29 protein-coding genes and 2 pseudogenes are annotated in these 26,569 nt (G+C 37.3%); 29 read left to right on the top strand and 2 right to left on the bottom strand.

From position 1 onward, the window contains the following. The first annotated feature begins 6 nt into the window (after positions 1–6). From QH639_RS20460 to QH639_RS20360, 21 genes and pseudogenes are all read left to right on the top strand, one after another. Positions 7–1,104 (top strand): glycosyltransferase, encoded by a 1,098-nt coding sequence (locus tag QH639_RS20460; RefSeq protein WP_281115163.1) that lies wholly within the window; start codon positions 7–9, stop codon positions 1,102–1,104. Between the two features lie 2 nt (positions 1,105–1,106). Further along, entirely contained in the window at positions 1,107–1,871 is a 765-nt protein-coding gene (locus tag QH639_RS20455; protein ID WP_096149157.1) for a glycosyltransferase, read from the top strand. A 25-nt stretch (positions 1,872–1,896) separates the two neighbouring features. Then, a complete protein-coding gene (locus QH639_RS20450) occupies positions 1,897–2,751 on the top strand; it encodes a glycosyltransferase (protein WP_096149158.1) in 855 nt (284 codons plus the stop codon). 45 nt (positions 2,752–2,796) lie between these two features. Further along, positions 2,797–3,999: an O-antigen polymerase gene (locus QH639_RS20445; RefSeq protein WP_281115162.1), complete on the top strand. Its 1,203-nt coding sequence runs from the start codon at positions 2,797–2,799 to the stop codon at positions 3,997–3,999. Between the two features lie 61 nt (positions 4,000–4,060). Continuing rightward, a complete protein-coding gene (locus QH639_RS20440; RefSeq protein WP_281115161.1) occupies positions 4,061–4,927 on the top strand; it encodes a glycosyltransferase family 2 protein in 867 nt (288 codons plus the stop codon). A gap of 47 nt (positions 4,928–4,974) precedes the next feature. Then, complete coding sequence (locus QH639_RS20435; RefSeq protein ID WP_096149008.1) at positions 4,975–6,240, top strand: oligosaccharide flippase family protein; 1,266 nt, start codon at positions 4,975–4,977, stop codon at positions 6,238–6,240. Positions 6,241–6,350: 110 nt separating this feature from the next. Beyond that, positions 6,351–6,701 (top strand): annotated as a pseudogene (locus tag QH639_RS20430) (NAD(P)-binding domain-containing protein); the annotation flags it as partial. 30 nt (positions 6,702–6,731) lie between these two features. Continuing rightward, positions 6,732–6,887: a type I toxin-antitoxin system toxin HokD gene (gene hokD / locus QH639_RS20425; protein ID WP_000813254.1), complete on the top strand. Its 156-nt coding sequence runs from the start codon at positions 6,732–6,734 to the stop codon at positions 6,885–6,887. A 143-nt stretch (positions 6,888–7,030) separates the two neighbouring features. Beyond that, complete coding sequence (locus tag QH639_RS20420) at positions 7,031–7,423, top strand: hypothetical protein (protein WP_000737636.1); 393 nt, start codon at positions 7,031–7,033, stop codon at positions 7,421–7,423. 576 nt (positions 7,424–7,999) lie between these two features. Then, positions 8,000–9,049, top strand: coding sequence for a DUF968 domain-containing protein (locus tag QH639_RS20415; RefSeq protein WP_281115160.1), 1,050 nt, complete (start codon positions 8,000–8,002; stop codon positions 9,047–9,049). Between the two features lie 12 nt (positions 9,050–9,061). After that, the gene (locus QH639_RS20410; RefSeq protein ID WP_000510632.1) at positions 9,062–9,421 is read left to right on the top strand and encodes a RusA family crossover junction endodeoxyribonuclease; all 360 of its coding nucleotides are present in this window, start codon (positions 9,062–9,064) and stop codon (positions 9,419–9,421) included. After that, the gene (locus QH639_RS20405; RefSeq protein WP_059340299.1) at positions 9,418–10,083 is read left to right on the top strand and encodes a bacteriophage antitermination protein Q; all 666 of its coding nucleotides are present in this window, start codon (positions 9,418–9,420) and stop codon (positions 10,081–10,083) included. The genes QH639_RS20410 and QH639_RS20405 overlap by 4 nt, the downstream gene beginning before the upstream one ends. A gap of 254 nt (positions 10,084–10,337) precedes the next feature. Next, a complete protein-coding gene (locus tag QH639_RS20400; protein WP_057108854.1) occupies positions 10,338–11,051 on the top strand; it encodes a hypothetical protein in 714 nt (237 codons plus the stop codon). A gap of 173 nt (positions 11,052–11,224) precedes the next feature. After that, positions 11,225–11,422, top strand: coding sequence for a hypothetical protein (locus QH639_RS20395; protein ID WP_000917767.1), 198 nt, complete (start codon positions 11,225–11,227; stop codon positions 11,420–11,422). Between the two features lie 150 nt (positions 11,423–11,572). Beyond that, the gene (locus QH639_RS20390) at positions 11,573–12,658 is read left to right on the top strand and encodes a DNA-methyltransferase (protein WP_042973563.1); all 1,086 of its coding nucleotides are present in this window, start codon (positions 11,573–11,575) and stop codon (positions 12,656–12,658) included. 556 nt (positions 12,659–13,214) lie between these two features. Continuing rightward, complete coding sequence (locus QH639_RS20385; protein WP_235754220.1) at positions 13,215–13,457, top strand: hypothetical protein; 243 nt, start codon at positions 13,215–13,217, stop codon at positions 13,455–13,457. Positions 13,458–13,638: 181 nt separating this feature from the next. Beyond that, positions 13,639–14,064, top strand: a complete 426-nt coding sequence (locus QH639_RS20380; RefSeq protein ID WP_000900603.1) for a tellurite resistance TerB family protein — start codon at positions 13,639–13,641, stop codon at positions 14,062–14,064. Beyond that, a complete protein-coding gene (locus QH639_RS20375; protein WP_000833498.1) occupies positions 14,061–14,213 on the top strand; it encodes a DUF3927 family protein in 153 nt (50 codons plus the stop codon). Before QH639_RS20380 ends, QH639_RS20375 begins: the two co-directional genes overlap by 4 nt. 85 nt (positions 14,214–14,298) lie before the next feature. Next, positions 14,299–14,691, top strand: coding sequence for a putative holin (locus QH639_RS20370; RefSeq protein WP_001294588.1), 393 nt, complete (start codon positions 14,299–14,301; stop codon positions 14,689–14,691). Next, positions 14,681–14,959: a phage holin family protein gene (locus QH639_RS20365; RefSeq protein WP_000183782.1), complete on the top strand. Its 279-nt coding sequence runs from the start codon at positions 14,681–14,683 to the stop codon at positions 14,957–14,959. The genes QH639_RS20370 and QH639_RS20365 overlap by 11 nt, the downstream gene beginning before the upstream one ends. A 1-nt stretch (position 14,960) precedes the next feature. Beyond that, positions 14,961–15,506 (top strand): glycoside hydrolase family 108 protein, encoded by a 546-nt coding sequence (locus QH639_RS20360; RefSeq protein WP_000842164.1) that lies wholly within the window; start codon positions 14,961–14,963, stop codon positions 15,504–15,506. Positions 15,507–15,936: 430 nt separating this feature from the next. On the opposite strand, the gene QH639_RS20355 is transcribed toward QH639_RS20360, so the two are convergent. Further along, a complete protein-coding gene (locus QH639_RS20355) occupies positions 15,937–16,230 on the bottom strand; it encodes a Bor family protein (RefSeq protein ID WP_000753188.1) in 294 nt (97 codons plus the stop codon). A 224-nt stretch (positions 16,231–16,454) separates the two neighbouring features. Continuing rightward, positions 16,455–16,865 (bottom strand): DUF1398 family protein, encoded by a 411-nt coding sequence (locus QH639_RS20350; RefSeq protein ID WP_000079499.1) that lies wholly within the window; start codon positions 16,863–16,865, stop codon positions 16,455–16,457. A gap of 786 nt (positions 16,866–17,651) precedes the next feature. Between QH639_RS20350 and galF the strand changes: the two are divergent. From galF to QH639_RS20310, 8 genes and pseudogenes are all read left to right on the top strand, one after another. After that, positions 17,652–18,254: pseudogene (gene galF, locus QH639_RS20345) on the top strand (UTP--glucose-1-phosphate uridylyltransferase GalF); the annotation flags it as partial. Positions 18,255–18,417: 163 nt separating this feature from the next. Beyond that, positions 18,418–19,683 (top strand): oligosaccharide flippase family protein, encoded by a 1,266-nt coding sequence (locus QH639_RS20340; protein WP_000727315.1) that lies wholly within the window; start codon positions 18,418–18,420, stop codon positions 19,681–19,683. Beyond that, positions 19,683–21,047: a Coenzyme F420 hydrogenase/dehydrogenase, beta subunit C-terminal domain gene (locus QH639_RS20335; RefSeq protein ID WP_000027145.1), complete on the top strand. Its 1,365-nt coding sequence runs from the start codon at positions 19,683–19,685 to the stop codon at positions 21,045–21,047. Before QH639_RS20340 ends, QH639_RS20335 begins: the two co-directional genes overlap by 1 nt. Then, positions 21,044–22,147: a polysaccharide pyruvyl transferase family protein gene (locus QH639_RS20330; RefSeq protein WP_000039579.1), complete on the top strand. Its 1,104-nt coding sequence runs from the start codon at positions 21,044–21,046 to the stop codon at positions 22,145–22,147. Before QH639_RS20335 ends, QH639_RS20330 begins: the two co-directional genes overlap by 4 nt. Before the next feature lie 52 nt (positions 22,148–22,199). After that, positions 22,200–23,384: an EpsG family protein gene (locus QH639_RS20325; RefSeq protein ID WP_000289445.1), complete on the top strand. Its 1,185-nt coding sequence runs from the start codon at positions 22,200–22,202 to the stop codon at positions 23,382–23,384. Positions 23,385–23,400: 16 nt separating this feature from the next. Next, positions 23,401–24,342 carry a glycosyltransferase family 2 protein gene (locus tag QH639_RS20320; RefSeq protein ID WP_015953182.1) on the top strand — a complete coding sequence of 314 codons (942 nt, stop codon included), beginning with the start codon at positions 23,401–23,403 and terminating at the stop codon, positions 24,340–24,342. 39 nt (positions 24,343–24,381) lie between these two features. After that, a complete protein-coding gene (galE, locus tag QH639_RS20315; RefSeq protein ID WP_001365893.1) occupies positions 24,382–25,398 on the top strand; it encodes a UDP-glucose 4-epimerase GalE in 1,017 nt (338 codons plus the stop codon). A 22-nt stretch (positions 25,399–25,420) separates the two neighbouring features. Next, positions 25,421–26,479: a glycosyltransferase gene (locus QH639_RS20310; RefSeq protein WP_000845364.1), complete on the top strand. Its 1,059-nt coding sequence runs from the start codon at positions 25,421–25,423 to the stop codon at positions 26,477–26,479. The last annotated feature ends 90 nt before the right edge of the window (positions 26,480–26,569 follow it).

Here is a 26,569-nt window from a genome sequence, read left to right as displayed (position 1 = left end):
TCTCTTATGAAAAAGAAAATTATCGTCTCTGCTGTAAATCTAACTTTAGGTGGTACATTAACTGTTGTTAGAGATCTATTAAATGAATTGGATAGACGTACTGATGTTTCAGTTATAGCTTTAGTTCATGATAAGAAATTATTTGAATCTTTTAAGCATGTTAAGTTAATTGCCGTTCCAACAGTGAAAAAAAGTTGGATTAAGCGATTATGGTTTGAATTTTTTATTTCGAACATCCTGTCCAAAAGATTGCTCCCTGATTATTGGTTGTGCATGCATGATATTTCAGCGAAAATATCTCATGGAAAACAATTTGTATATTGTCATAACCCAAGTCCGTTCTACAAAAAACGAGTACGGGCGAAAGATTTATATTTTGATTGGAAGTTTTTTCTTTTTAATTTTTTTTATGATACCTTATATCGTATTAATATCAAATCAAACTATACGGTTTTTGTTCAACAAAGTTGGATTGCAGAACAATTTAAGGACAAATATAAAATCACTAATGTAAAAGTTGTTCGTCCTTATATCGATAAACAAGATAAAATTGATAATGTATGGCAGTTTACTTGTCCAGAAAATGGAAAAATAAAAGTTTTTTATCCATCAATACCAAGAGTATTTAAAAATTTCGAAGTTATTTTACAAGTGGCAAAAGATTTAGAATATACTGATCGTATTGAGTTCATATTAACATTTGACGGTAGTGAAAATAAATATTCAAAAAGCTTATATGAAAAATATAAGGATTTAAAAAATACAAAATTCATCGGGGTTCAAAGTAAGGATGAAATGGAAAAATTATATTCAGAAGTAGATATTGTTTGTTTTCCATCAAAGTTAGAAACATGGGGATTGCCTATTACTGAAGCTAAATCTTACAAACTGCCATTAATTCTAGCTGATTTACCTTATGCTTACGAAACTTTAGGCACATACAATAAAGTTGTATTCTTCCCTCCAGAAGATGCGATAGCACTAAAAGAAATTTTTATCAAAATAATCTCAAATCAATCAGTTTTTATCGAAAAAAAAGCGATATATAACGAATTAGCTATCGAAGGTTGGGCTTCATTCGTAAACGAAGTGCTTAAGGATTAATTATGTTATATATAATTGTTGTTTCTCACTTTCATGAGAAATATATTGCCAGATTGCTTGGGAATATTTCTGTAGATAGATTGGAAAATGTTAAGATCATAATAAAGGATAATGTTAAAAGCCCCGAGTTAAAAAAAATATGCGCAAGCTATGGCGTTGAGTATCTTTCATCGGAAAAAAAAATGGGGTTTGGTGAAAATAATAATTATGCTGTAAAAAATATAATGCATAAATACACTTTAAAAAAAGAAGATTATATTTTTTTTATTAACCCAGATGTGATTGTCAGTTGTGAAGTTATTCAAGATTTATATACGTATGTTATAGAAAGAAATATTCAATTATTCACTATCGATTTATATAAAGATTTTGAAATGAATATTCGTGATTGTTCTGTTAGACAATTCCCTAATTTAAAAGATTTTGTTTCTTCTTATTTATTCAAAAAGAATCCTACTATAATTCAACGCGACTCGATAACGTCACCTACTGTCGTGGACTGGTGTGCTGGATCGTTTATTGGAATAAGTTCCGGATTGTTTAAACAATTGAAAGGATTTGACGAAAAATACTATATGTATTGTGAAGATATTGATTTATGTTTTAGGGCTAAAAAAAACGGATCTCAGTTAGTATATTTGCCATATTTTAAAGCAATACATAGCACACATTTTAGTAACAGACAGTTTATGTCAAAACATTTTATATGGCATATTAAGAGTATCGTAAGATTTCTCTTGAAGAAGAATAATATTATTGGCAATTAATTATTAAAATAACAAGGTGATAGAAATGAGTTGTGACGAGAATGACAAGGTTAGTATTTATATTTCAACATATAATAGAGTCAATAAGTTAAAAAGAGCTATATTCTCTGTGCTTAACCAAGACTATACCAATATTGAAATAATTGTTTGTGATGATGCTTCAAACGATGGCACTGAAGAATTTATGAATGATTTGGTAAAGTTTGATAATAGGGTTTTGTATATTCGAAACACAAGCAATCTTGGTGCATGTGCTACCAGAAATAATGCTATTAACGTTGCAACTGGTAAATTTATCACAGGATTAGATGATGATGATGAGTTCATGGCAGATCGAGTTTCAGTATTTGTAAAATATTGGGATGATAATTACGCTTTTATATGTAGTGATTTTATTGAGAAATTTGATAACGGTCTTCGAAAAAATCATTACCATAATAAAAAACTTATCTCAGATTATACCGGCCTTTTATACTATAATAATGCATCCAATCAAATTTTTACTTTAACAAAGAATTTGCGTAGCATAAATGGCTTCAGAGAAAATGTTAAGAGATATCAAGATTGGGATACTTGGCTCAGATTGTCTTATAAATTTGGAGAATTTCTAAGGATTCCTAATGCAACTTATATCATGAATCATGATCATTCACATGCAGAGCCAAGAGTTTCTACAGGTTGCTCATCTATACAAGCAATCAAAGATCATAGAGATAGAAATTTAGATATTTATCAAGGAAAACAATTAGACTTTTTAAATTTTTTAATACTGCAGCTTGAAGGTAAAGAATCAATATTAGAATGTATCAAATGGTCATATGAACAAAGAAATATAAAATATTTCATAAAATATTTTTTCAGTAAGAATAAAAATTATTAAATAAACTAGTCATCTTATTTTAATATTATATACCTGGTGTTGAAAATGAAACTGAGCCAGTTTTTACTTTTCCCATTAAATGTTCTATTTATAATGCTTTTTGGGTTAGTTCTCGCTTTATTTAAATTTTCTGATTTTTATGAAATTCCAGATAGTTGGAATATTGTCATTTACATTATGTCTTTGACACCGTTGATGATATATTACCAATTTTATATAAGGAGAAAAAATTTTTACATCGCAATCGATGAAAATATAAAGCTAAGTAAACTCTATAAGTTATTCTTAACCTTAAGCGTAGGTTTTTTTTCTCTATCTTTCTTTAAAGTAGGGATTCCAATCTTCTCTCCTAGTGGAAGAGATATCGACACAATACTTATTGATGATAAATTTGCGAGTATTTGTAATATATTGGCATACTCTCTTATGATAGCTGCAGTGACATTTGCAGCAACTTTTTCCAGTAAAAAATCTATATTATTGTGTTTTTGCTTATCTGTGCTTTTTTCAATATTATTATTGTCAAGACAATTGGCAATGGTTTCATTTGTGATCGTCCTAATAACTTATTTTTGTAAAAACACTCTTAATATTAGTAAAGTAATTTATATACTTTCTTTCATGGTTTTCATTGGGTTCTTTTTTAGCTTTTTAGGAAATTATAGGCAACAAATTCATGGCGATTATGTTGCTGATTATGCTCATTTAATTGGTAACTCAACAAGAGAGGGCTTCATTTTAAATGACACGCTTTATTGGCTTTGGCTTTATATAGCAAGTCCTATCTATAATCTTTTTTATAATTTAGATGTTTTTAAGTATGTAAACTCTCCTTGTTTTAATGTGGATTTTGAGTGTGTTGGTTCATTCCTATCTTCAGAAGTACTACCTTTAACGATAAGTAAAGCATTAAATTTAACTCTTATAGAGGAAAAACTAGTAGTTGGGCATTTAAATGTTAGTACGGCATATGCGAAAGCAGTTGTTATTTTTGGCTCATACGGTATATTTCTGCATGTAATATTGCAAATTATATTCTTTCAATTTATTAATCTTTTTTGTCATCCTTCAATGAAGTTTGTTCTTAGAATATATTATTCTGCGATAATTTTTTTTTCTATATTTAGTAATTTATTTATAGCCCCACATTTCTTTTTTGTTATGATTATTATTTTAATAGTCGGTTGGTTAAATAGTGGTAGAATTAATAATTTACGTCGAAATAAAGAGTCAAGATTGGTTAAGTAACCACCAAATCTGATGAGTTAAGAAAAAATTATATTTATTTGACTATGACACTGAGGTCTCAATGAGCTTTAAAATTATATCTATTCTTGTTGTCAAAAATGAAGTTGATATTGTAGGCGATGTTATAAAGGAAGCTTCAAAATGGTCTGATAAAATCATCGTTCTGGATAATCATAGTAATGATGGTACTTGGGAGTTAATCAACTCACTTAAAAATGATAATGAAAAAATAATTATATGGGGGCAATATCATGGTAAATTTTATGACCAGATTCGACAGCGTGTCTTTCAGGATTATAAGTACTTGGCTAATAATGGAGATTGGTGGTGTAGATTAGATGCAGATGAAATTTATATTGATAATCCACGTGAGTTTATCAAGTTAATAGACAAAAAAATTGATCATATTGAAAGTGCATCGTTCCAGTTTTATTTAACTGAGAGAGATTATGTTGAAAATAAAACTGTTACTTACAAAGATTTAAAATGGTATTCTTGTAATCATAGTGAACTTAGATTTTTTAGACATAATGACTCTTTAATATGGCCACAAAAATCCAATTGGCCTATAAATCTAGTACTTAAATCAAGGAAAAAAATACGATTAAAACATTATCAATACAGAGATTTTTTACAAGTTAAGAAAAGAATTAATATCAGGAAAAATAATAGTAGTGATCTTGAGTTGTTTGGTCATGAAAGAACCACTGATGATCAATGGTATTTACGTCGTGGTTTTAAAAAGCCACTAGATGAAGACTTTGTAAGGCAACGTATCGTTTTATCATGCGATTTAAAATGCTCTGATAATTATGTCATTCCGTCTAAATTAAAAAATACTGAAGATTATTGGTTTGGAATATTAATAAGGAAAATTAAATTGTTTATTATTTTTATTCTTTCTCCTATATTTAGGATTGTGATTTAAAATCATTGAATTTTTTTCTTTTTTATGTGAGGCTTATGAGGCTTTAATTGAATAAAAAAATATTCTCAAATTCTGTCTGGATGATCAGTGAAAAGGTTATCAGTATCTTAGGTCTAGTTTTTGTAACTTCTTTTGTTGCGAAGTATGTTGGACCTGATATTTATGGGCAAATCGCATTTGCTAACTCATTATTCCAAATTATTCAAATAATTTCACTGCTGGGTAGTGATGTACTGATATTTAAGAGATTGAGCAAAAAAGAACGTTCAGGTGTAAACTTAATAGTTTCTACATATCCTATACGGTTGAAAGTTTACTTATTTTGTTCTTTCCCTATACTAACGTATTCTTATTTTACTACTGCAACGGACTCTTTTATATATATAGTTGCTGTATGCATAGCATGCTTGATATATTCTCTCGACGTGTATAATATTTTTTATGATGCAAAATTAAAATCAAAGGTTAATGTTTTTATTAATATTTTTGGATTGTGTGTCTCTTTGTTTATAAGATGGTGTATTGCTTATTTTGAAATGGATCCATTATATCTTTGTATTCCAATCGTTCTGACACCGTTAATTCCTTATTTTATTAGATTACTTCATTTTCGCATGCATAACGTATTTCCAACTTTACGACCAAAATATAAGTGGAAGTACAAGCGGTATTTGCTCCGCATAGGATTTAACTTTGTCATTACAAATATATCTGTAGCTTTATATACGAGATTTTCATTACTAGCTATTGGTTTATTTCTGAGTAAGAGTTATGTTGGAGTTTATTCTGTGGCTGTAACTTTAGCTACAGCATGGATATTTATTAATTCGGCTATTACTACATCTTGTCTCCCAATGATTTTTTCGGAAAAAGATGATAGGGTATGTATAAACAAAATTGCAGTAGTAAATAGATATATTATATTTGTTTCGCTTCCTATTATGTTGTTATTTATATTTTTTGGTAAGTGGTTTATAGCTTATTTCTATGGTGCTGATTATATTGACGCCTATATTCCACTGGTGATTTTAACATTCACAACAATGATTGGCTCATTAGGAACTCTATCTGCCAGATATATAGCTAAACATTCTGGTTATACTTATTTGTCTAGGAAGATGTTTATTGTCGCAATTTTTAGTATTATAGTAAGTTGTTTATTAATCAATTCAATAGGTATTATTGGTGCAGCAGTATCCTCCTTATTAACTGAGATTTTTTCATTAACCATATGTAATTATTTTTTTCGTAATCATGCTGTTCTATGCATTCATCTTAGAACTTTAGGAATATATAAAAACATAACAACTTGAAATTTTTAAATTTGTTAAACTTTAGCTACTTATTTATGGTTTTTTATTGTTTATTGTTAAATCTAGAATTTATAATTTGTATGTTCGTCAGACCTCAACAGGAGCGTTAAATGTCAAAGCAACAGATCGGCGTCGTCGGTATGGCAGTGATGGGGCGCAACCTTGCGCTCAACATCGAAAGCCGTGGTTATACCGTCTCTATTTTCAACCGTTCCCGTGAGAAGACGGAAGAAGTGATTGCCGAAAATCCAGGCAAAAAACTGGTTCCTTACTATACGGTGAAAGAGTTTGTTGAATCTCTGGAAACGCCTCGTCGCATCCTGTTAATGGTGAAAGCAGGTGCAGGCACGGATGCTGCTATTGATTCCCTTAAGCCATACCTCGATAAAGGTGACATCATCATCGATGGTGGTAATACCTTCTTCCAGGACACCATTCGTCGTAATCGTGAGCTTTCTGCTTACGTGCCGAAAGGCAAGGAGAAGCAGGCTATGAAGCAGCAAAAGGCGATGTTAATCGCCCTGATCGTCATCTGTTTAACCGTCATTGTGACGGCACTGGTAACGAGGAAAGACCTCTGCGAGGTACGAATCCGAACCGGCCAGACGGAGGTCGCTGTCTTCACAGCTTACGAACCTGAGGAGTAAGAGACCTGGCGGGGGAGAAATCCCTCGCCACCTCTGATGTGTCAGGCATCCTCAACGCACCCGCACTTAACCCGCTTCGGCGTTTTTTCCGTTGATTAACTCTAGTTATTAGAGAACCGAACTTTTATTGATGGGGCAGGGAGATGAAGAAACTTGTTTTAGTCGCAGGTGTAATGATTGCAACAGTAATGTTGGGAGGGTGTGCAGCAAAGGTCGATCCAGCGTTGAAAGCAGAAGCAATGAAGCCACTAACATGTAATGATGAAAAGCAATGTGACTTTTATTGGAAACGAGCGCAATTCTGGTTGGCTAATAATTCCTCATGGAAAATTCAAACGGCGACAGACACGCTAATTTCCACTTATAATCCCTCTCCAAATAGTCCATTCCTCGCTTATCAAGTGAGTAAAATGCCAAATGAAGATGGATCCTCAAGAATTTTCATCAAGCCTTTTTGCGATAATATGTTTGGCTGTCAACCAAACCCCTATCAGGCAGTTGTTTCCTTTAAAAACTTCGTTAAAACAGGGCAGTAGTGTATAGCTTGGACGATAAATTATTAGTGAAAACGCCGTAAACCCTCACCCAATGTGGACTAAGCCTATCAAACATGACTGTGATGATTAGTCCGTAGTTGTTGCCTATGAAATCTGGATTGAGTCAGGGTTTAATCCAATAATTATTCTATCGTTCCTTTACAAGTCCGGTATATTACTTTCAGTTTGTTTTAGCATACCCGCTTCGGCGGGTTTTGTTTTTTCCTGGCATTCTGGTTTACAATTCGCACGCCAGCCTGAACAACTGGCACCTGCTGCGCCAGCAGAGACAACCGATGGCGCACGATACCAAATTACACAATTCTGATGATTCTGCCGTCTTTGCCAGCAGGCGCGGGCGGCGTTCCCGCACTTTCAAATCTGACTGGTTCCAGCATGACCCATGTACTGAAGAACAGGCCGAATGGCTAATTCATAACTATCGCAGACGCGGATACGAGATTAAGAAAGCCCTCAGCCTCGATTATCGTCACTGGATAATCTATGTCAGGCTCCCTTATTCCGAACGCCCACCGCGCCCATCCCGCACATACCAGCATCGGATCTGGAGGTAACGTGCGGATATTACTTCGACCTGTTCTGGTACCGGAACTCGGGCTGGTGGTCCTTAATCCGGGCCGTGAATCCATGCCGGTATTTTACAATACCCGGGTGTTGGTGGAGCCGGAACCGAAAAACATGCGGGCGCTGCCATCAGGAGAGGTTCCCGCTGTTCGCCAGCCGCTGGCGCAAGACAAATCGTTACTGCCATTTTTCAGCGATGAGCGGGTGATCCGTGCTGTAGGTGGTGCTGGCGCACTGTCTGACTGGCTATTACGTCACGTGAAATCCTGCCAGTGGCCACACGGCGATTATCATCACAGCGAAACCGTCATACATCGTTATGGTACTGGCGCGATGGTGTTGTGCTGGCACTGCGACAACCAGCTGCGGGAGCAGACATCTGATTCACTGGAGCAACTTGCTCAGCAGAATCTGGCAGCCTGGATGATTGACGTCATACGTCACGCAATGAATGGCACACAAGAGTGGGAATTATCGCTGGCTGAATTATCCTGGTGGGCGGTCTGCAATCAGGTGGCGGACGCGCTACCGGAGGCAGTATTACGTCGCTCTCTGGGATTACGTGCGGAAAAAATCCACTCGGTGTATCGCGAAAGTGACATCGTACCGGGAGAGCAGAGCGCCACCAGTATACTGAAGCAGCGCACAAAAAATATTGCGCTACCGCCTCACGTCCACCAGCAACAGAACCCACCACAGGAAAAGGCGGTGGTAAGCATCGCCGTTGATCCTGAGTCCCCGGAATCTTTCATGAAGCGACCTAAACGTCGCCGTTGGGTAAATGAGAAATACACACGCTGGGTAAAGACACAGTCGTGTGCGTGCTGTGGTAAGCCAGCTGACGATCCCCATCACCTGATAGGTCATGGTCAGGGCGGAATGGGAACAAAGGCCCACGATATTTTCACGTTACCGTTGTGTCGTAAACATCATAACGAGCTTCATGCAGATCCGTTGGCGTTCGAAGAAAAGCATGGTTCTCAGGTTGATTTAATTTTTCGTTTTCTTGATCACGCCTTTGCAACCGGCGTGCTCGGATAAAAGAGGTTACTGATGGGGATAGAATTTGTTTTGCCTTACCCGCCGACGGTAAATACCTACTGGCGTCGTCGTGGCAGCACATATTTTGTATCAAAAGCAGGGGAGCGTTATCGCCGGGATGTGGCGCTTATTGTTCGCCAGCAGCGGCTGAAATTAAATCTGTCCGGAAGGCTGGCAATAAAAATTATTGCAGAGCCACCGGATAAGCGCCGTCGTGACCTGGACAATATTCTGAAAGCACCACTGGATGCACTGACACATGCGGGACTGCTTATCGACGACGAGCAGTTTGATGAAGTTAATATTATGCGCGGTCAGGTTGTTCCCGGTGGTCGGCTGGGGATAAAAATCACAGAACTGGAGTGCGCATGAATAACCAGTATTTACAGTTTGTGCGTGAGCAGCTCACGATCGCCACCGCTGATTTGAGTGGAGCAACAAAAGGTCAGCTTGAAGCCTGGCAGGAGAATGCCATGTTCAATACAGGGCGTTACAGACGTAAAAAAATCCGGTACTGCGATAAGGTCACTGGAAAAATAGTAACGCTGGATAATCCACCGATCCCGGGAAAGCAATCGCTGGCGAAAGGTTCATCAATTGCCCTGGTCAGTCCGGTTGAGTTTTCGACATCATCATGGCGACGCGCCGTTCTGTCTCTTGAAGAACATCATAAAGCCTGGCTGCTGTGGTGTTACAGCGGTAGCATTTGCTGGGAGCATCAGATCGCGATAACGCAGTGGGCGTGGATTGAATTTAATGCTCAATCCGGTACCAGAAAAATTGCAGGAAAAACTCTGGTGCGCCTGAAGACGTTGATCTGGTTGGCGGCGCAGGCGGTAAAAGCTGAGCTTTTTGGTGGGGAAGGTTACGAATACCAGGAACTGGCGTTACTGGTGGGAGTAACAACCAAAAACTGGTCCAAGACATTTACTGGTCACTGGGTTGCAATGAAACACATTTTTCATCGGCTGGATAGTGAAGCTTTATTGTTAGTGGAGAGAACACGTTCAAAACAAAAGGCGGCATTTTCATAGCAAAGTATTGCAAAAGTAGATTAAAACGCATATATTTCGTGTAAATCTGATATTTTGCCGTTTTTATACGTGATGGCAAAGCTAGTAAAACCCGCGACCGAGCGGGTTTTTTATCCCCCCAAAAAATGGCATAGACATTAAACGTGATGACGATTGTGCCAATACTTTCTCCATCAATGACGCCCCTTGACTGCATGGAATCCAATTTGTTATGTAATATGTGTTGATATTTTTGAGTTGTTAATGGTGTTACTATGAATGACAGTGCTCTGCTCAGAAACTCTTCACTTTTTGTTGCTTATATGGGCTGTCTAGGATGGGGAAGCGCTTATTTCTATGGATGGGGTACTTCATTTTACTATGGCTTTCCATGGTGGGTTGTCGGGGCTGGTGTCGATGATGTAGCACGAAGTTTGTTTTATGCTGTGACAGTTATCGTTATATTCCTTATTGGATGGGGAGTTGGTATTGTTTTCTTTTTGGGCATAAAACAAAAGCGCAATATACAAAATTTAAGTTTTATCCGGCTTTTTCTCGCGATATTGCTGCTTTTTATTCCACCTGTTCTGGAGTTTTCGGTAATTCATCAGCATGTTGAGCCAGATGTACTGATTTTCTGCATTCTTGCTGCCTTTACAATCACGCTTTTTGTCAGGTCTGGAAGAAGACTTGTTTCAGTCAAATGTTTTTCGGAAATGTCTTTTATTCGCCATCACCGAATTGAGTTCATGATGGCTGGGTTTATGATTTATTTCTGGGCATTCTCTCTTATTGCCGGTTGGTACAAACCACAGTTTAAGAGGGAATATCAGGCGATCCACTATGAGAATGTATGGTATTACATTATTGCGCGTTATGATGATCGTCTGGTGTTATCGAAATCATACAGGAGTGGGGGTAAGAAATTCGTTATATTTAATAGCGGAAATATTAATGATTTTGAAATTAATACAGTCAGAGTGCGTTAAAATTTCTTGAGTAACAAAGATTTTTACCGCCCGCCATTGAGAGGTTTTTTATGCCAGAAAAATGGTTCGGTACATAAAATGTGCAGGTGGTTATTAATACCGGTCTTTCAGCTTGCTGGCTTCTTCGACAAGAGTTATTGGTATGTCACGTTAACCAATAAAGAGAAAAAGACATGCTAAAACAGCAGGATATGACAGAAACAGCCAGAGTGGTGTTTAATGAATTAAGCGTCACTGAACCGGCAACAGTTGGGGAAATTGCGCAGAATACTTACCTTTCACGCGAACGCTGTCAGTTAATACTGACCCAGCTTGTTATGGCGGGTCTGGCAGATTATCAGTTCGGTTGTTACAGACGCCTTCCGCAGTGAAGGCTTTTTACTTTGTGGTAATGGGCGGCTGGTGGGTGTTAGCGGCACCTGCCAGCCATCTGCTCATGAATCGGGGTCACAAGCAAACCTCAGGCCCATCCGCTTTGCGCAAAAGCGGTATGAGCCTATCAGAGAAGTGCTTATTGATCTATGGTTGATACTGTAAAAATATCCAGTTGTGAGTTAATCAACACCGATTGCCTGGAATTTATCCAGACCTTATCGGAAAACTCTGTCGATCTTATAGTCACAGACCCGCCATATTTTAAAGTGAAGCCCGAGGGCTGGGATAACCAGTGGAAGGGAGACGATGATTACCTGAAATGGCTGGACCAGTGTCTGGCTCAGTTCTGGCGGGTACTGAAGCCTGCCGGAAGTCTTTACCTGTTTTGTGGTCATCGCCTGGCATCTGATATCGAAATCATGATGCGTGAGCGCTTTAATGTGCTGAACCACATTATCTGGGCGAAGCCGTCCGGACGCTGGAACGGGTGCAACAAAGAAAGCCTGCGGGCGTATTTCCCGGCAACAGAGCGCATTCTGTTTGCCGAACATTATCAGGGGCCATATCAGCCAAAAAATGACGGCTATGCGGCAAAGGAGCGCGAGCTTAAACAACACGTCATGGCCCCGCTGATTTTTTACTTTCGTGATGCGCGTGAATCACTGGGAATAACGTCCAAACAGATAGCGGAAGCCACCGGAAAGAAAAACATGGTGTCGCACTGGTTTGGTACCAGTCAGTGGCAGTTACCGAACGAAGCTGATTACAGAAAACTGCAGGCGCTGTTCGCGCGTGTTGCAGAAGAAAAACACCAGCGTGGGGAGCTGGCAACGCCACACCAACTGCTGGTCAGCACATACAGTGAACTGAACCGGCAATATGCCAGTCTGCTTGAGGAATACAAATCTCTGCGGCGTTATTTTTCTGTATCGGCCGCCGTTCCTTATACGGATGTCTGGACGCATAAGCCCGTACAGTATTATCCGGGTAAGCATCCCTGCGAAAAACCGGCGGATATGTTGCGTCAGATAATTTCTGCCAGCAGTCGTCCGGGGGATGTGGTTGCGGATTTTTTTATGGGATCGGGGGCAACAATAAAAGCAGCAATGGGATTGGGGCGTCGCACGATTGGGGTTGAACTTGAGTCCGGGCGTTTTGAACAAACAGTTGGTGAAATATTGGTGCTGAACGATAAATTGCGAAATGCACAATTAGATAAGAACAGGAGCTAATCCTCGATTAATATCTAAGCCAAGCAGGATGCTTGGAAGTTCTGATATATTCTTATCGTTTTTCGGTATTTAAAACTGATTTTCGCTGGTTGCGAAAGCACGTGGTCGGGCACTGCGTTCACACATGCAGGAGGGTGTGAAGCCAGCTTTTTTTCTGTGTATTCAGATGGCGTTCTGATTCTATAACGAGTTACGTGGACATCAGGGATGGAGAGAATAGGAACGCCATCTTAATACATTTTCCCCGTTTATTTGATATATCTTCCGGATAAGGGATTAGGTCTGGTTTTTTATGTCATTCAATAACGCTCTTCTATACTGTATACAATACTTTATCCTGGCAGTGTGTTTAAAACCTGAACTTATCCTTTGTTTCGTTTATAGACAGAAGGGTTAATATCGACTTATCATCAGCAGGATGGCAACAGATGTGTAAGCAGCTGGTCACCAGTTATACTTCAGTGGTACTTCTGAGTGCTTCTCTCCGTGAAATGATTATCATCCAGATGACAGGAGTAGAGTGAATATTGATGATATTTCCAGGTGCTCCAGCTTGTTGCAGCGTATTGAGGATGTTAATGCTGAACGAGCCAGGGCCTTTAGTCGTTTGACAGTTATATTTTCTACCCCTGATCGCCTTTCAGGAAAGAACATTGTTTTATTAAACAGTGATGCCATCCATAAGGTTTTTGAAGAGTTCATGGCTGCTAATTCAGAATTGCTGGCTCTTGTTGAGGAATACAACGAGATAGCCAGCCGTGTCGGTATGGATGAATTCAACGTCATACTTCGTGGATAAAAACATGCTTCATATTTTCTGTTAGCTCGCTACGGCGAGCTTTTTTTGTATCTGAGCCACACCTGGCGCACATCAAAAACACAGAGCCTTTCAGGAGGTGCTTACGGGATTGTCAGTGTGACTTTCACTGTGGGCTGGTAACCATCTGGCGCAGGCTCGTCTACGCAAAGGAAAAGTCACGATGTTAGGTATTTTCAAAAAGAAAACCCGCAAGGCCATCACAGAAGTGAAGAAGATGGAGAACCGTGATGCGGTGGAGGCGACCGTCTGGGGCGCATATTCCATTGCATATGCCGACGGCACCTGCGATGCGAAAGAAATCGCAGTACTGGAGAAAACTATTGCTGCGCTTCCTGCTTTTGCACCGTTCTCTGGTGAGATTGCCCAGATGAGCGCCAATATCCGCGCCCGTTATGAAGCGTCACCGCGTAGTGCGAATGCGCATGCATTGCGTGAGCTGGCTGATGTGGCGGGGACAACTGAGGCGGTTGACGTGCTTTGCCTCTGTCTGGATATCGCTGATCAGGATGGCATTGGTCCGGATGAAGAAGCGCAGCTCAAGAAAATTGCACAGGCGCTTCAGTTACCACTGGAGCAGTATCTGTGAAAAGTGCGGGCCTTGTGCTGGCTGCCATCCTGTTGTTTCTGGTAGTGGCAGTGGATTTCACTGGATGGCTGATGTCGGTACTGGCTGATGGTGTGCTGGTGGCGATGGTAACGGTCTTACTCTGGCCTTTACTTCGCAAATCTGAATAAACAGCCTACAAAAGGTATCTGCGGGTACCTTTGATAAAGTTTTTTAGGGCCGCTGATGGTCCTTTTTATTTACAGGAGAATAAATATGTCTGAACCCTTATCCGGTTCCGGCACTGCTGTGGCGCTCGGCGGGGCGACGGTATTCGGGCTGTTTACCGGGACGGATTTCGGGATTGTATTTGGTGCGTTCGCTGGTGCGTTATTTGTGGCAACAATGCCGCAGACACTTTCAGCCTGGCGTGTGGCTGCACATTTTCTGGTGTCCTTTATTGTTGGTGTGCTTGGGGCCCGTGGTGTGGCCGGTTACATGGCGGAACGTATTGGGTTTAACAGTGCTTCCGTTGATGCGTTGTGTGCGGTCCTGGTGTCGGTGCTCTCAGTAAAAGTCCTGTCATTCATCCACCAGCAGGAGATTACATCACTGGTATCCGGTCTGTTCTCCCGTCAGCGTGGAGGAGGTGGTGGTAATGACAAATAATCTTCCAGGATTACTGAATGCGGCGTTATGTACGGTTATCGTACTGACGCTTTTTTTCTACCGCAGAAAAGAGTCCCGACACAAACCGCTGATATCGTGGTGCGCCTGGTGTCTGATGCTGTTGTATGCGATAACGCCGTTAAGTTATCTCTGTGGTCATCCGTTGCCGGCAGACTGGCTGGTAGTGATGCTGAACCTGGTGTTTGGTGTCATGGTAGTGCGTGCGCGCGGTAATGTTTCAAAAATTTTTGCTTTCCTGAGTGGCTGATATGAAATCGAGAGATGAAATTTTTGATGAAATCCTCGGAAAAGAGGGGGGGTATGTCAGTCATCCTGACGATACAGGCGGAGCGACGAAGTGGGGAATTACTGAAAAAGTGGCGCGCGCGCATGGTTACCGTGGTGATATGCGTGATTTGAGCCGCGGGCAGGCTCTGGAAATCCTTGAGGCAGACTATTGGTATGGACCTCGTTTTGACCAGGTGGCAAACCTGTCTCCTGATATTGCTGCAGAACTGTGTGATACCGGGGTAAACATGGGGCCGTCGGTAGCCACAAAAATGCTTCAGCGCTGGCTGAATGTGTTTAATCAGAAGGGAATGCTGTATCCGGACATAGTTACAGACGGGGGGATCGGGCCGCGAACCATTAATGCGTTACGTTCTTATCTGAAAAATCGCGGCAGGGATGGCGAACTGGTACTGGTGAAAGCCCTGAACTGTACGCAGGGTGAGCGTTATCTGGCGCTGGCAGAGAAACGCGAGGCTAACGAGTCGTTTGTCTATGGCTGGATGAAAGAGCGCGTTGGTTTATAAACTCATCGAAAAGGTCACTTCGGTGGCTTTTTTATTGTTCAAAAAACGAAAGAACGGAGGTACGTATGTACGCACTGAAAAAGATTACGGTAACTGAAGATGGTCGTCAGGTTGAGGAAGTGCATGTCCTGGGGGGATATGTATCGTATGGAGTTTTACCCGCGTAATACCCATCTGGCAGCAAAAATTGAGTATTGCCGGAACGGGAATATTTCATGTTTGCAGGTAGAGAAAACGGATGAGGCTTATATCACTACGCTGAACGGCGATACGATGCGTTGCATCTGTCGCGGCGACAGTAAAGCCCGGAATGAAATGGCCAGATGTCGTACTCATACCTGTGAATAACAAGTAAAACCCCGGCGGCTGAAACAACCAAGGGGTTAACAGTGTAAATAAAACTGCCCATATTGATGGGCAGCGCATGTAATTATTGTGAGCAATAGACCCGAGCTTCAAGCGGAGTATAAATGCCTAAAGTAATAAAACCGAGCAATCCATTTACGAATGTTTGCTGGGTTTCAGTTTTAACAACTTTATCTGCGCCACCACAAATTTTGGCTGCATCGACAGTTTTCTTCTGACCAATTCCTGAAACGAAGAAATGATGAGTGATGGTTTCCTTCGGTGTTACTGTTGTAGGTTTGTTTTCAACTGTAAACGTCTGTTGAGCACATCCAGAGATAAGCAGCGCCAGTGTGAAAGTGAGTAGCGTTTTTTTCATCGTGTGATTCCCGTTGTGTTTTTAAGTTTGGTGCATCGTATTTGTGGAAATTTAAACAAAACCTAAACAATGAGTTGAAATCTCATATTGTTAATGTTTATTAAAGTATGCCAGATGTGCTGTATCTTTACTGTATACCCAGATTAACTATGGCCACAGCACCGACTGGTAACTCCTGTGTGGGAGTGCTGGCTACTGAGGCGGATCAAACCGGACGTTATGGTTTAGCGTGGAAAAATTTGAGTCGTGTTCTGGATGCTTTCGGTAAACAATAATGAGTTGTCAAAGGTATAGTAATATCTTTTGTGTTCGTGGATATTTGTAACCCATCGGAAAACTCCAGCTTTAGCCAGATTTACCCTGTATTCATGAAATGTGATTTCTCTTGATTTCAACTTATGAAGGTAAGTTTCTATAAGTCGCGTGTCTCTGCAAAAGCTAACATGAATAACATCATGGAAACCTTTTATTAACACCGTGTTATCGCTCTCAAATACAATGTGAATATTACCTGTGGCTAAATAGTAAATGTAATGTGAGACATTGTGGCGTTTTAGTTCAGAGTAAAACCGGTCACAGTTTAAATCTTTCCGCACTTGATCAAATATTTCTTTAAAAATGGCAACCTGAGCCATCAGTATCCCCTTGTATATGATATGAGGGGCGTAGTCTGCATGAGTGCTTTTAATACTGCAATCTGGTCAGATGTCTTTATCGTATATTGATGATTATTGTCGGATAGTATGAGGTTTTCTCAACTCATGGAAATACCGGAAGGTGCGAAAATTACTAAGTAAGAAGAGTTACATAAGCCCTTCATACAGTGAAGGGCTTATGTAATCTTAGAAATAAAAAACCGGTCATAGGGAGCTACACAGAACCGGTCGGCGAAGACCGCCAATACCACCCATGCATCGATGCAACATACTAATGACAATAGCTGCTATTGATGTAAATGCAATGTTATGCATCGACGAAAATAAAAAACCGGCAGGGGAAATCCATTGAAGACTTGCCGGTGGCAAAAGTTGCCAATGCTTTTATAACCGTAGTCACAGAGTTACGAAGTGCAACACCGACTGCTGCTGGTATATGGATGAATGGCGTTTCAATGATGTGCATCATTCAAATCACAAATAGTATTGATACTTATTCTCGGTTTTGCGGGTCCTTTCCGGTGATCCGGCAGGCTACGGGGCGGCGACCTCGCGGTTTTTCACTATTTATGAAAATTTTTCAGGGAAAATCGTGTCGGTACTTCTCGAATATAACTTTTTGTTTTTTTTTAATATTTCATCCGTAAAGGTCCGACATGAAAGTGTCCGAAAATGCCTTTTTCTGGCGTTTTCATGTCGGGCCTTGTATTTGATAATGGGTTGTTTTCATGAAGGTTAATAAAAAGAGGCTTGCCGAAATTTTCCGTGACTATTATGAACGTGCGTCAGGGCGAACCTTTAGGTTTAGGTCACTCCATTTTGTGTGCACGACCCGCCATTGGTGACAATCCATTTGTCGTGGTGCTGCCAGACGTTGTGATCGACGACGCCAGCGCCGACCCGCTGCGCTACAACCTTGCTGCCATGATTGCACGTTTCAATGAAACGGGCCGCAGTCAGGTGCTGGCAAAACGTATGCCGGGTGACCTCTCTGAATACTCTGTCATCCAGACCAAAGAACCACTGGATCGTGAAGGTAAAGTCAGCCGCATTGTTGAATTCATCGAAAAACCGGATCAGCCACAAACGCTGGACTCAGACATCATGGCCGTTGGTCGCTATGTGCTTTCTGCCGATATTTGGCCGGAACTAGAACGCACTCAGCCTGGTGCATGGGGGCGTATTCAGCTGACTGATGCTATTGCCGAACTGGCAAAAAAACAGTCCGTTGATGCAATGCTGATGACTGGTGACAGCTACGACTGCGGTAAAAAAATGGGTTATATGCAGGCGTTTGTAAAGTATGGATTGCGCAATCTGAAAGAAGGGGCGAAGTTCAGAGAAAGTATAGTGAAAATGATAGAGTAGATAATCAAAACAATATTAGTATCGCAATATTCAAGCGATATTAATATTGTTCATTTTCAAATTGGCTGACTAAGAATAAAACAGACCAATCAACGCCGAAAATTAATAAGGAATATAGTGCACTGGTAGCTTGTGAGCCAGGGGCGGTAGCGTGGAGTGTTAAATGAAAAAGAAGAAGGCTGCTAGTCATTTAATTATACTTACAGTTGGAACGTTGTTAACAGCATTTTTAAATTTTGCTACACAAATTATACTTGCACGACATATGATTCCAAGTGATTTTGGCTCATTTTCATCGGCATTTTATCTAGTAATGACATTGGCTCCATTATGTGGATTTGGGATTCCACAATTTTGGCTAAAGGTATTTGGAAGTGAAGGCTGGGCTGGAACAAGATTTATAGTACCGAGTTTGATATTTACAGCTATAACCACATCACTTATTATAATGTTGCTTTCGGGGTGGTTTTATTACACAGAATATAATAAGCATGAATTTTTATATTTATTATCATTTGTTGTGCTCTCTCAGGTTATAATTGAGTTGTTAGGTGCTGTATACCAATTGGAGGAAAATTATATTGCGGTTTCGTTGATTCAATTATCAGTAATCAGCTTGAGATTTATATCACTAATTTTTCTTTTCTTGATTTTTAAACATTTAACAACTGATTCGGTGTCTTTAATTTATGCGCTTGATTCTCTTATCATAATTATATTTACGTATGGTGTATTTAGACGCATTATTAAGAAAGAAATAAAATTAAAAGGACACATTAAAAACGATAATATACAATCATTAACTATCAATATAAAGGATATGATAAAAGAATCGGCAGTCTTTGGTATTGCTGGAGTATTTTACATGATATATTTCCAGGTAAATATAATACTTGTTAAATATTTTATCTCCCCAATAGATGCTGGATATTACAGTGTGGCTTTTCTATTTATTTCTGCTGCAATATTGTTGCCGACAGTAATATATCAAAAATATTTACTCCCGAAACTTCATAGGTGGGCATACCAAGACTTGAAAAAATTAAAAAATGTTTATAAATATGGGAATATATCTATGTTCTTATTCGGCGTAGTTGTTTCCATATTAATTTGGTTTCTTTGCCCAATGATTGTTTCTTCTTTGTTTGGGGAAAAGTATATGAGTTCTATAAAGTTGATTCGATTTTTATCATTAAGTATTCCTATTATTTATCTTGCAAGTAATTCAGGGGCCATTTTAGTCACTAAAAATAATATGCAAGCGAAAGTTAAAATTATGTTTGTAGCTAGCTTTATTAGTCTCTTGGTTTTTTTTGTAACTTTTAGAAATATGGGGGTCTATGCTGGTGTGTTAGCTACTATTTTGAGTAATTTATTTATTTGCATCGCATATAATTATAAAAGTATTGTCTTTTTTCGGGGGGAATAATGAGTATTCAAAAGGTAATAAAAAAAAACTATTGTATTGGATGCGGAGCATGTTCCTATAATAATAGTGATGTAACTATCGAATGGAATGAGCTAGGTTTACTTATAGCAAGAGGGGATATTGAAGCTTTAGACGACGATATCTGTCCATTTGCTAGTTCGAGAGATGAAACCTTTATAGCAAAGTTATTATATGGCAATATACCAGGTTTGGAATTTAATGAAAAAATTGGATATTATCACGGATTATTTGCTGGATATGCTAATGAAGGGACTTATAGAGATAATGGGAGTTCGGGAGGTCTTACAACATGGCTTCTTGTTGAACTTTTAAAAAATAACATGATCGATGGTGTTATCCATGTTGGAAAGTCTAAAAGTAGCGAACAGATTTATAGTTATACTATTTCTGAATCAATAAAAGAAGTACAAGATAATACACGTTCACAATATTACCCAACAAAGTTTGATTGTGCGTTGGAAAATATAGATATAAATAAAAAATATGCGATAGTAGGTATACCTTGTTATATCAAAGCTGTTCGGTTATTGTGTGATAAAAATGATCAACTGAAAAAATCGATTAAATATTTTATTGGTATTTTTTGCGGACACCTTAAGTCTAAGGCATTTGCAGAACTACTGTCTTGGCAACAAGGAATAGATCCTGAATATTTGAAAAATATAAACTTCCGAGTCAAAAATTCTACTGGAACAGCAAGTCGATATAATATAAGTGTTACATCATTTACAGGTGTTACTCGAATGGCTCAAACAGGGCATTTATATGGTACTGACTGGGGGCTAGGTTTATTTAAACCACAAGGGTGTGAGTGGTGTGATGATATTGCAGCAGAATTAGCCGATGTTGTTTTCGGAGATGCTTGGTTACCTAATTATGTTTCAGATCCAAAAGGCACAAATATTGTAATATCTCGGAATAAAGAGATAAGTAGTTTAATGAATAAAGCCTTAAGAGAGCAAAGATTACATTTAGATAATATACTTGTCGATGATATTGTTAAAGCACAAGCCGGTAATTATAGGCATCGACGTGAAGGATTAAAAGTTAGAATACAAGATGCGGACCTGAAAAATATTTGGCACCCTAAGAAAAGGGAATTTTTATTACCTAAAAAAATATCTGATGAAAGAAAACAAATATATAGAGTTAGAAATGCAATCTCAAATCTCTCACATGTTTATTTTTTAAAGGCAAAAAATAAAAAAAACTTAATGTTATTCTTTGTTAATATGGGGGCGCAAGAATTAAAATATCGGTTCTACACAAAAACATTATTAAAAAGTACTCTGAAATTTATGTATTATATAATGAAGTATTTGAAAGCTAAAGGTGCAAAATGAGTAAGAAGGTTGGTATTGTCACTTTACCATTAGTATCTAACTATGGTGGTATTTTACAATGTTTAGCATTGAACTTTGTACTAAGAAAACTAGGATATAAAGTTACTTTAATTGATATCAAGCCTCGGCCACCTGTTATAAAAGGTATTATCTTAAATATACTTTCAAGATGCCCTTTTCAAAATATAAAAGGTATTCGGGAGCAATATGTTAAAGAAAAGAAAAATGAAAACACCATTAGCAAATATATAAATAACAGGACAGGTAAAATTACAGATTCTTCTGGTTTAGAAAAAGCATTTAATAATCTTGATTTAGATGCAGTTATTGTGGGGAGTGACCAAGTTTGGCGATATGAGTATATAAATAATGACATGTATGCAGCTTATTTTTTGAATTTTGTTAAAGAAAAAAAATGCAAAAAAATATCTTATGCAGCTTCATTTGGTGTTGATAATTGGAATCATGAAAATAAAAGGAGTGTAACACAAAAGTTACTCAGTCAATTCGATGCAATTTCAGTGCGTGAAATTTCAGGTGTACAAATTTGTAATAACGAGTTTGCAGTAAAAAATGTAGAGCATGTTTTAGATCCAACAATGCTTGATCTAACTTTTTATGACGAACTTCTTGATGGGGTTAATGAAAAAAAAGAGTTTGATAAAAAGTATTTGCTCAAATATGTTTTAGACGAAAAAGATATAGCAGATAACATTAGTCTTCTAATAAACAAAAAATATGGTTTATCGAATGAAGTAAATATTTTAGGCAAAGGCAAGAACTATTCAATTGAAGAATGGGTTTTAGCATTTAAGAAAGCAACATATATTGTAACAGACTCCTTTCATGGCATGGTGTTTTCAATTTTATTTAATAAAAATTTTATTGTAATAGGGAATAAATCTCGTGGCTTGAGTCGTTTTGTATCGTTACTGGGAAAATTAGACTTGTTGGACAGGCTTTTTTATCCGGAAGAAATAATTAATAATAAAAGACTTATAGAGATTTTGCATAAGGATATTGATTACTGTAATGTAAATGAACTCATTAAAAATTGGAGGGGAAACTCTATACGTTTCTTAAAAACGAACCTAAACTAGATAAGTTATAATATATTCATTGATAATGATTAATAATGGGTGGTTTTTTAACATGTATGTCAATTATATATCTTATAAATTAATAGCTATATTAGGAGGAGCAGCATTTTTATTAATACCGTTCTCGCCAATACTTAGTTTTTCTATTTCAATATTTACTCTTCTTACTATGTCTAATTATCTCTTTGGATATATGAGGCAAAGTCTTATCATATTAGCTATGATTTCTATTGTTATTATAATAGCATCTAGAGAATATACAGATGAAATAGAACATGATTTAAGTCACTATTATATTGTATATAAAGCATTGGCTTCTGGACAGTTGAATGAGCTTTTTGGTTTTGCTGCAGGGGTAGAAATTGGTTGGCCATTATTGTACTTGATGGTATCTAAATTTAATGGTAATTTATCTCCTATAACCTTAGCTATAATTAATACATCTGTTTGCTTATTTCTATTATATGTTTGGATCAATAAACATGCATTTCATAATGAATATCTTAATAACTCAGGAGTGATAGCAGCATTAATTATACTATTTGCTTCTGTGCAAACTTTTGGATACTTACAGCGACAGGCTATATCTACAGTCATATTACTTTTTTCAATTTCAAATACTGGGAAAAAAAGTTTAGTATACTTATTGCTAGCAACCTTATTCCACCTAACGTCTCTACCATTAGGAATACTATATTTAACTTTAAGAAAATGGCATAGTAGAATAAAACTACATCATATGTTAATGATTTTTGGTATTCTTATATTTATTAAGTTAAACTTATTTGTTATATTAAATTATCTTTCAGTTGTTGGTACTGGTATTCCTGGGGTTAATAAGCTTAACTATTATCTATTGTATGCTTCAGAATTTAGTTTTACATCGAAACGATTTGCAATTTTGATTTTCCCTTTGGCTTTAGCAATGATATTATTTTGGAATAAGATTCCAAATGATAATTGGAAACTAATTTCAATATTCAGCTGCCTTTCGTACATTGTCTTTTTGGGTATACCTCTCGGCCCAGAAAGGTTGAACTTTTTATTACTATTTCTTTATGGTTACTTTGTGTATCTGTACTTGTATAAAGTATTGCCAAATGTAACTAAATATTTTATTTTAGTATATTTATTTATGTTTGCATTAGAAAAGATGAACTTTTTTGGAAACTATGCTGATCCATTTTGGTCTAGATATCCGGCATTTTCATTTGAGCCATTTTACTATCTTTACTAGCTAATATTAAGGGATTATGATGTTTTTAACAGTAGTTATTCCGCTTTATAATAAAAGTCAATCAATTGAGTCCACGATTAAATCTGTTCTAAATCAAACGCATACTGATTTCGAATTAATTGTAGTAAATGATGGTTCAACGGACGGAAGTGAAAATGTAATAAAACAGTTTACTGATGAACGTATAAAACTTTTGAATATTACAAACTCTGGAGTATCAGTTGCTAGAAATACCGGTATAAGATCAGCGAAATCAAGCTATGTGTGTTTATTAGATGCAGATGACTATTGGTTACCTAATCACCTTGAGAAAATAAATAATTTAGTTGAAAGATATCCTGATTGTTCCATGTATTCATCGTGTTTTTATGAGATTTTAGAAGATGGTTCTAAATTTCAAGCTAAAAATAGATATCCTAGTGATTACATCGGTATTTTGGATGATTTTTTTCTTGAGTACTCTCGTTCTAGATCCTTGGTTCACTCATCTTGTGTATGTTTGAATAAAAAAATGTTTGCTGAATGTGGTGGTTTTCCTGTAGGAGTTAAACTTGGTGAAGATATTTATTTATGGTTAAAAATGGCAATGCTAGGACAGGTTGCATATTCAGGGTCTCCGCAGGTTATCATTAGGCGGAATGCAGAAAATAGAACTGCAACGAGAGTTGATAATGATATTTTATATCATATAAAATATTTTCATGAAAATCCAAGTGAAAAAAATAAACTTCCAACTAAAATGCATCATTCACTTGATGTTTTTTTGAAGAAAAATATCTTTGTTAACGCACTCTTTACATTATCCATTAAAGATGAAATTACATTCAATAAATACTTAACGGCAATGCGCGAAATTAGTTGTATGTATTATATTATTCTTGGCTCGTTGAGCTTTGTTCTTACTCCATATATGTTAAAACTATTGAGAAAAATTAGGAATTTACTTCAGAATTCATAGAAGCTAAAACTGGTGAATTAATTAATAATTGGTGAAGTCATGTCTATTTTAGTTACTGGTGGTTGTGGGTATATTGGAATTCATACGGTTTATACTCTGATTTCTCAAGGATATTCAGTTGTTGTCTTGGATAACTTAACGAATTCTACAATGGAACCTCTGCGGAGGGTTGAGTTTATGACAAATAGAAGTATCCCTTTTTACGAGGGAGATGTTGGTAGTGAAAGGTTATTAGAAGAAATATTTATTGAACATCACATAACCTCCATCATTCATTTTGCTGGACTGAAATCAGTAAGTGAATCTATACTTAATCCTGTTGAATATTATTTAAATAATGTAGCACAAACATTGTCATTGCTAAATGCAATGATAAAAAATAATATTAAAGATTTGATTTTTAGTTCATCTGCAACTGTCTATGGTAAACCTGAAAACTGCCCTATTACTGAATCGGAAAATACTGGTGGTACAACGAACCCATATGGTACTTCAAAATATATAATGGAATTGATCCTTTCCGATGTATGCAAGGCATATCATGATCTCAATATAACTGTTTTACGATACTTTAATCCAATCGGTGCACATGAGTCGGGGAATATTGGTGAACACCCAAATGGGGTTCCTAATAACTTATTTCCTTATTTGACTCAAGTTGCAATTGGTGCTCATCCATACTTAAATGTACTGGGAAGCGATTATCCAACTCCTGACGGTACAGGTGTTCGTGATTATATCCATGTAATGGATCTGGCAGAAGCTCACGTCAAAGCTTTATTGAGAAATACATCTTGTCCTGGTTTAAAAACGTATAATTTAGGAACGGGTAAAGGATATTCTGTATTTGATATTATTCGAGAATTTGAAGTTGTTACGGGAGTTAAAATACCATATAAAGTTATGCCGCGAAGAAATGGTGATGTTGCTGAATGTTGGTCCGATAGTTCGAAAGCTAATAAAGAATTGCAATGGACTGCCAAAAGAGACTTAAAAGATATGATTCGGGATGCTTGGCATTGGCAGTCAAAAAATCCTCATGGTTATGATAGTTAAATAAGAGATTAGTGGCAATTATATGAAAACGGATAATAGAAAAAGACTAGTTTTTATAATCACTAAATCTGAGGTTGGTGGAGCTCAAAAATGGGTAAGTGAGCAAAAATTACTTCTTGAAGATAAATATGACACATTTTTGATTACGTCATGTACTGGATGGCTCACAGATAATTTTTCACCTGATAAAGTTTTTTTTGTTCCAGCACTGACTAATATAAAAAAAATATCAAACCTTTTCTCTATTGCAAAGATACTAAGGATGCTTAAGGCTGATATTGTTGTAAGCAATTCAGCAAATGCGGGTTTATATGCTCGTTTAGCTAAGATAATATGGAAGCATCGATCGATATATGTCTCGCATGGTTGGTCATGCATATATAATGGTGGACGAGCAAAAAAAATACTTTGTTTTATCGAAAGATTTTTATCCTTTTTCTCAGATGCAATATTGTGTGTATCAGAAAATGACAAGGATAATGCCTTAAATATTATTGGTATAAAAGAATCAAAACTGAAACTTATAAAAAATGCAACCTTCCCTACAAATAAAGAAAAAAAATTTTGGCATATTATGCCAAAAGTGTTAAGGCTAGTTTTTGTAGGCCGAATGACTCACCCGAAACGCCCTGATTTATTAGCTGAGACTCTGAGTAGAAAAAAAGATGTTGAGCTCTTTCTTGTAGGTGGTGGGGAGTATCTTGAACGTCTTAAAAATATTTATAAAAATTATGATAATATTCATTTTGTCGGTGAGATTAAAGATTTCAATAATTATGATGATTACGATGCATTTATTTTGGTTTCTGAAAGCGAAGGTTTACCAATGTCTGCGATAGAAGCAGGTGTAACGGGTTTGCCACTTTTGTTAAGCGATGTTGGTGGATGTCATGAATTAATTGGCGAGTATGAAGGAAAATATAACGGAGTTTTATTTAACAATAATATCAATGATATATCTAGAGCCATTGATGAGGTGAGGAATAATTACGAACAATATTGTAAGGTCGCCAATAAAATTTCATGTCAATTTAACTTAAATAGTTTTAAAGAAGATTATATTGTATTGTATGAAGGTTAGGCTACTTGCCATTTCTATTATCACTTTTTTGAAACTATATAATTGTTGTTAGATTTAAATATTTTCAAGCCGCTACAGGCGGTAACCCCC

This window comes from Lysinibacillus sp. 1 U-2021 (genome assembly GCF_029916965.1).
Taxonomy (GTDB): Bacteria; Bacillota; Bacilli; order Bacillales_A; family Planococcaceae; genus Lysinibacillus; species Lysinibacillus capsici.
Note: the sequence above shows the minus strand (reverse complement) of the source record. Positions and strands in the feature narration are given on the sequence as shown.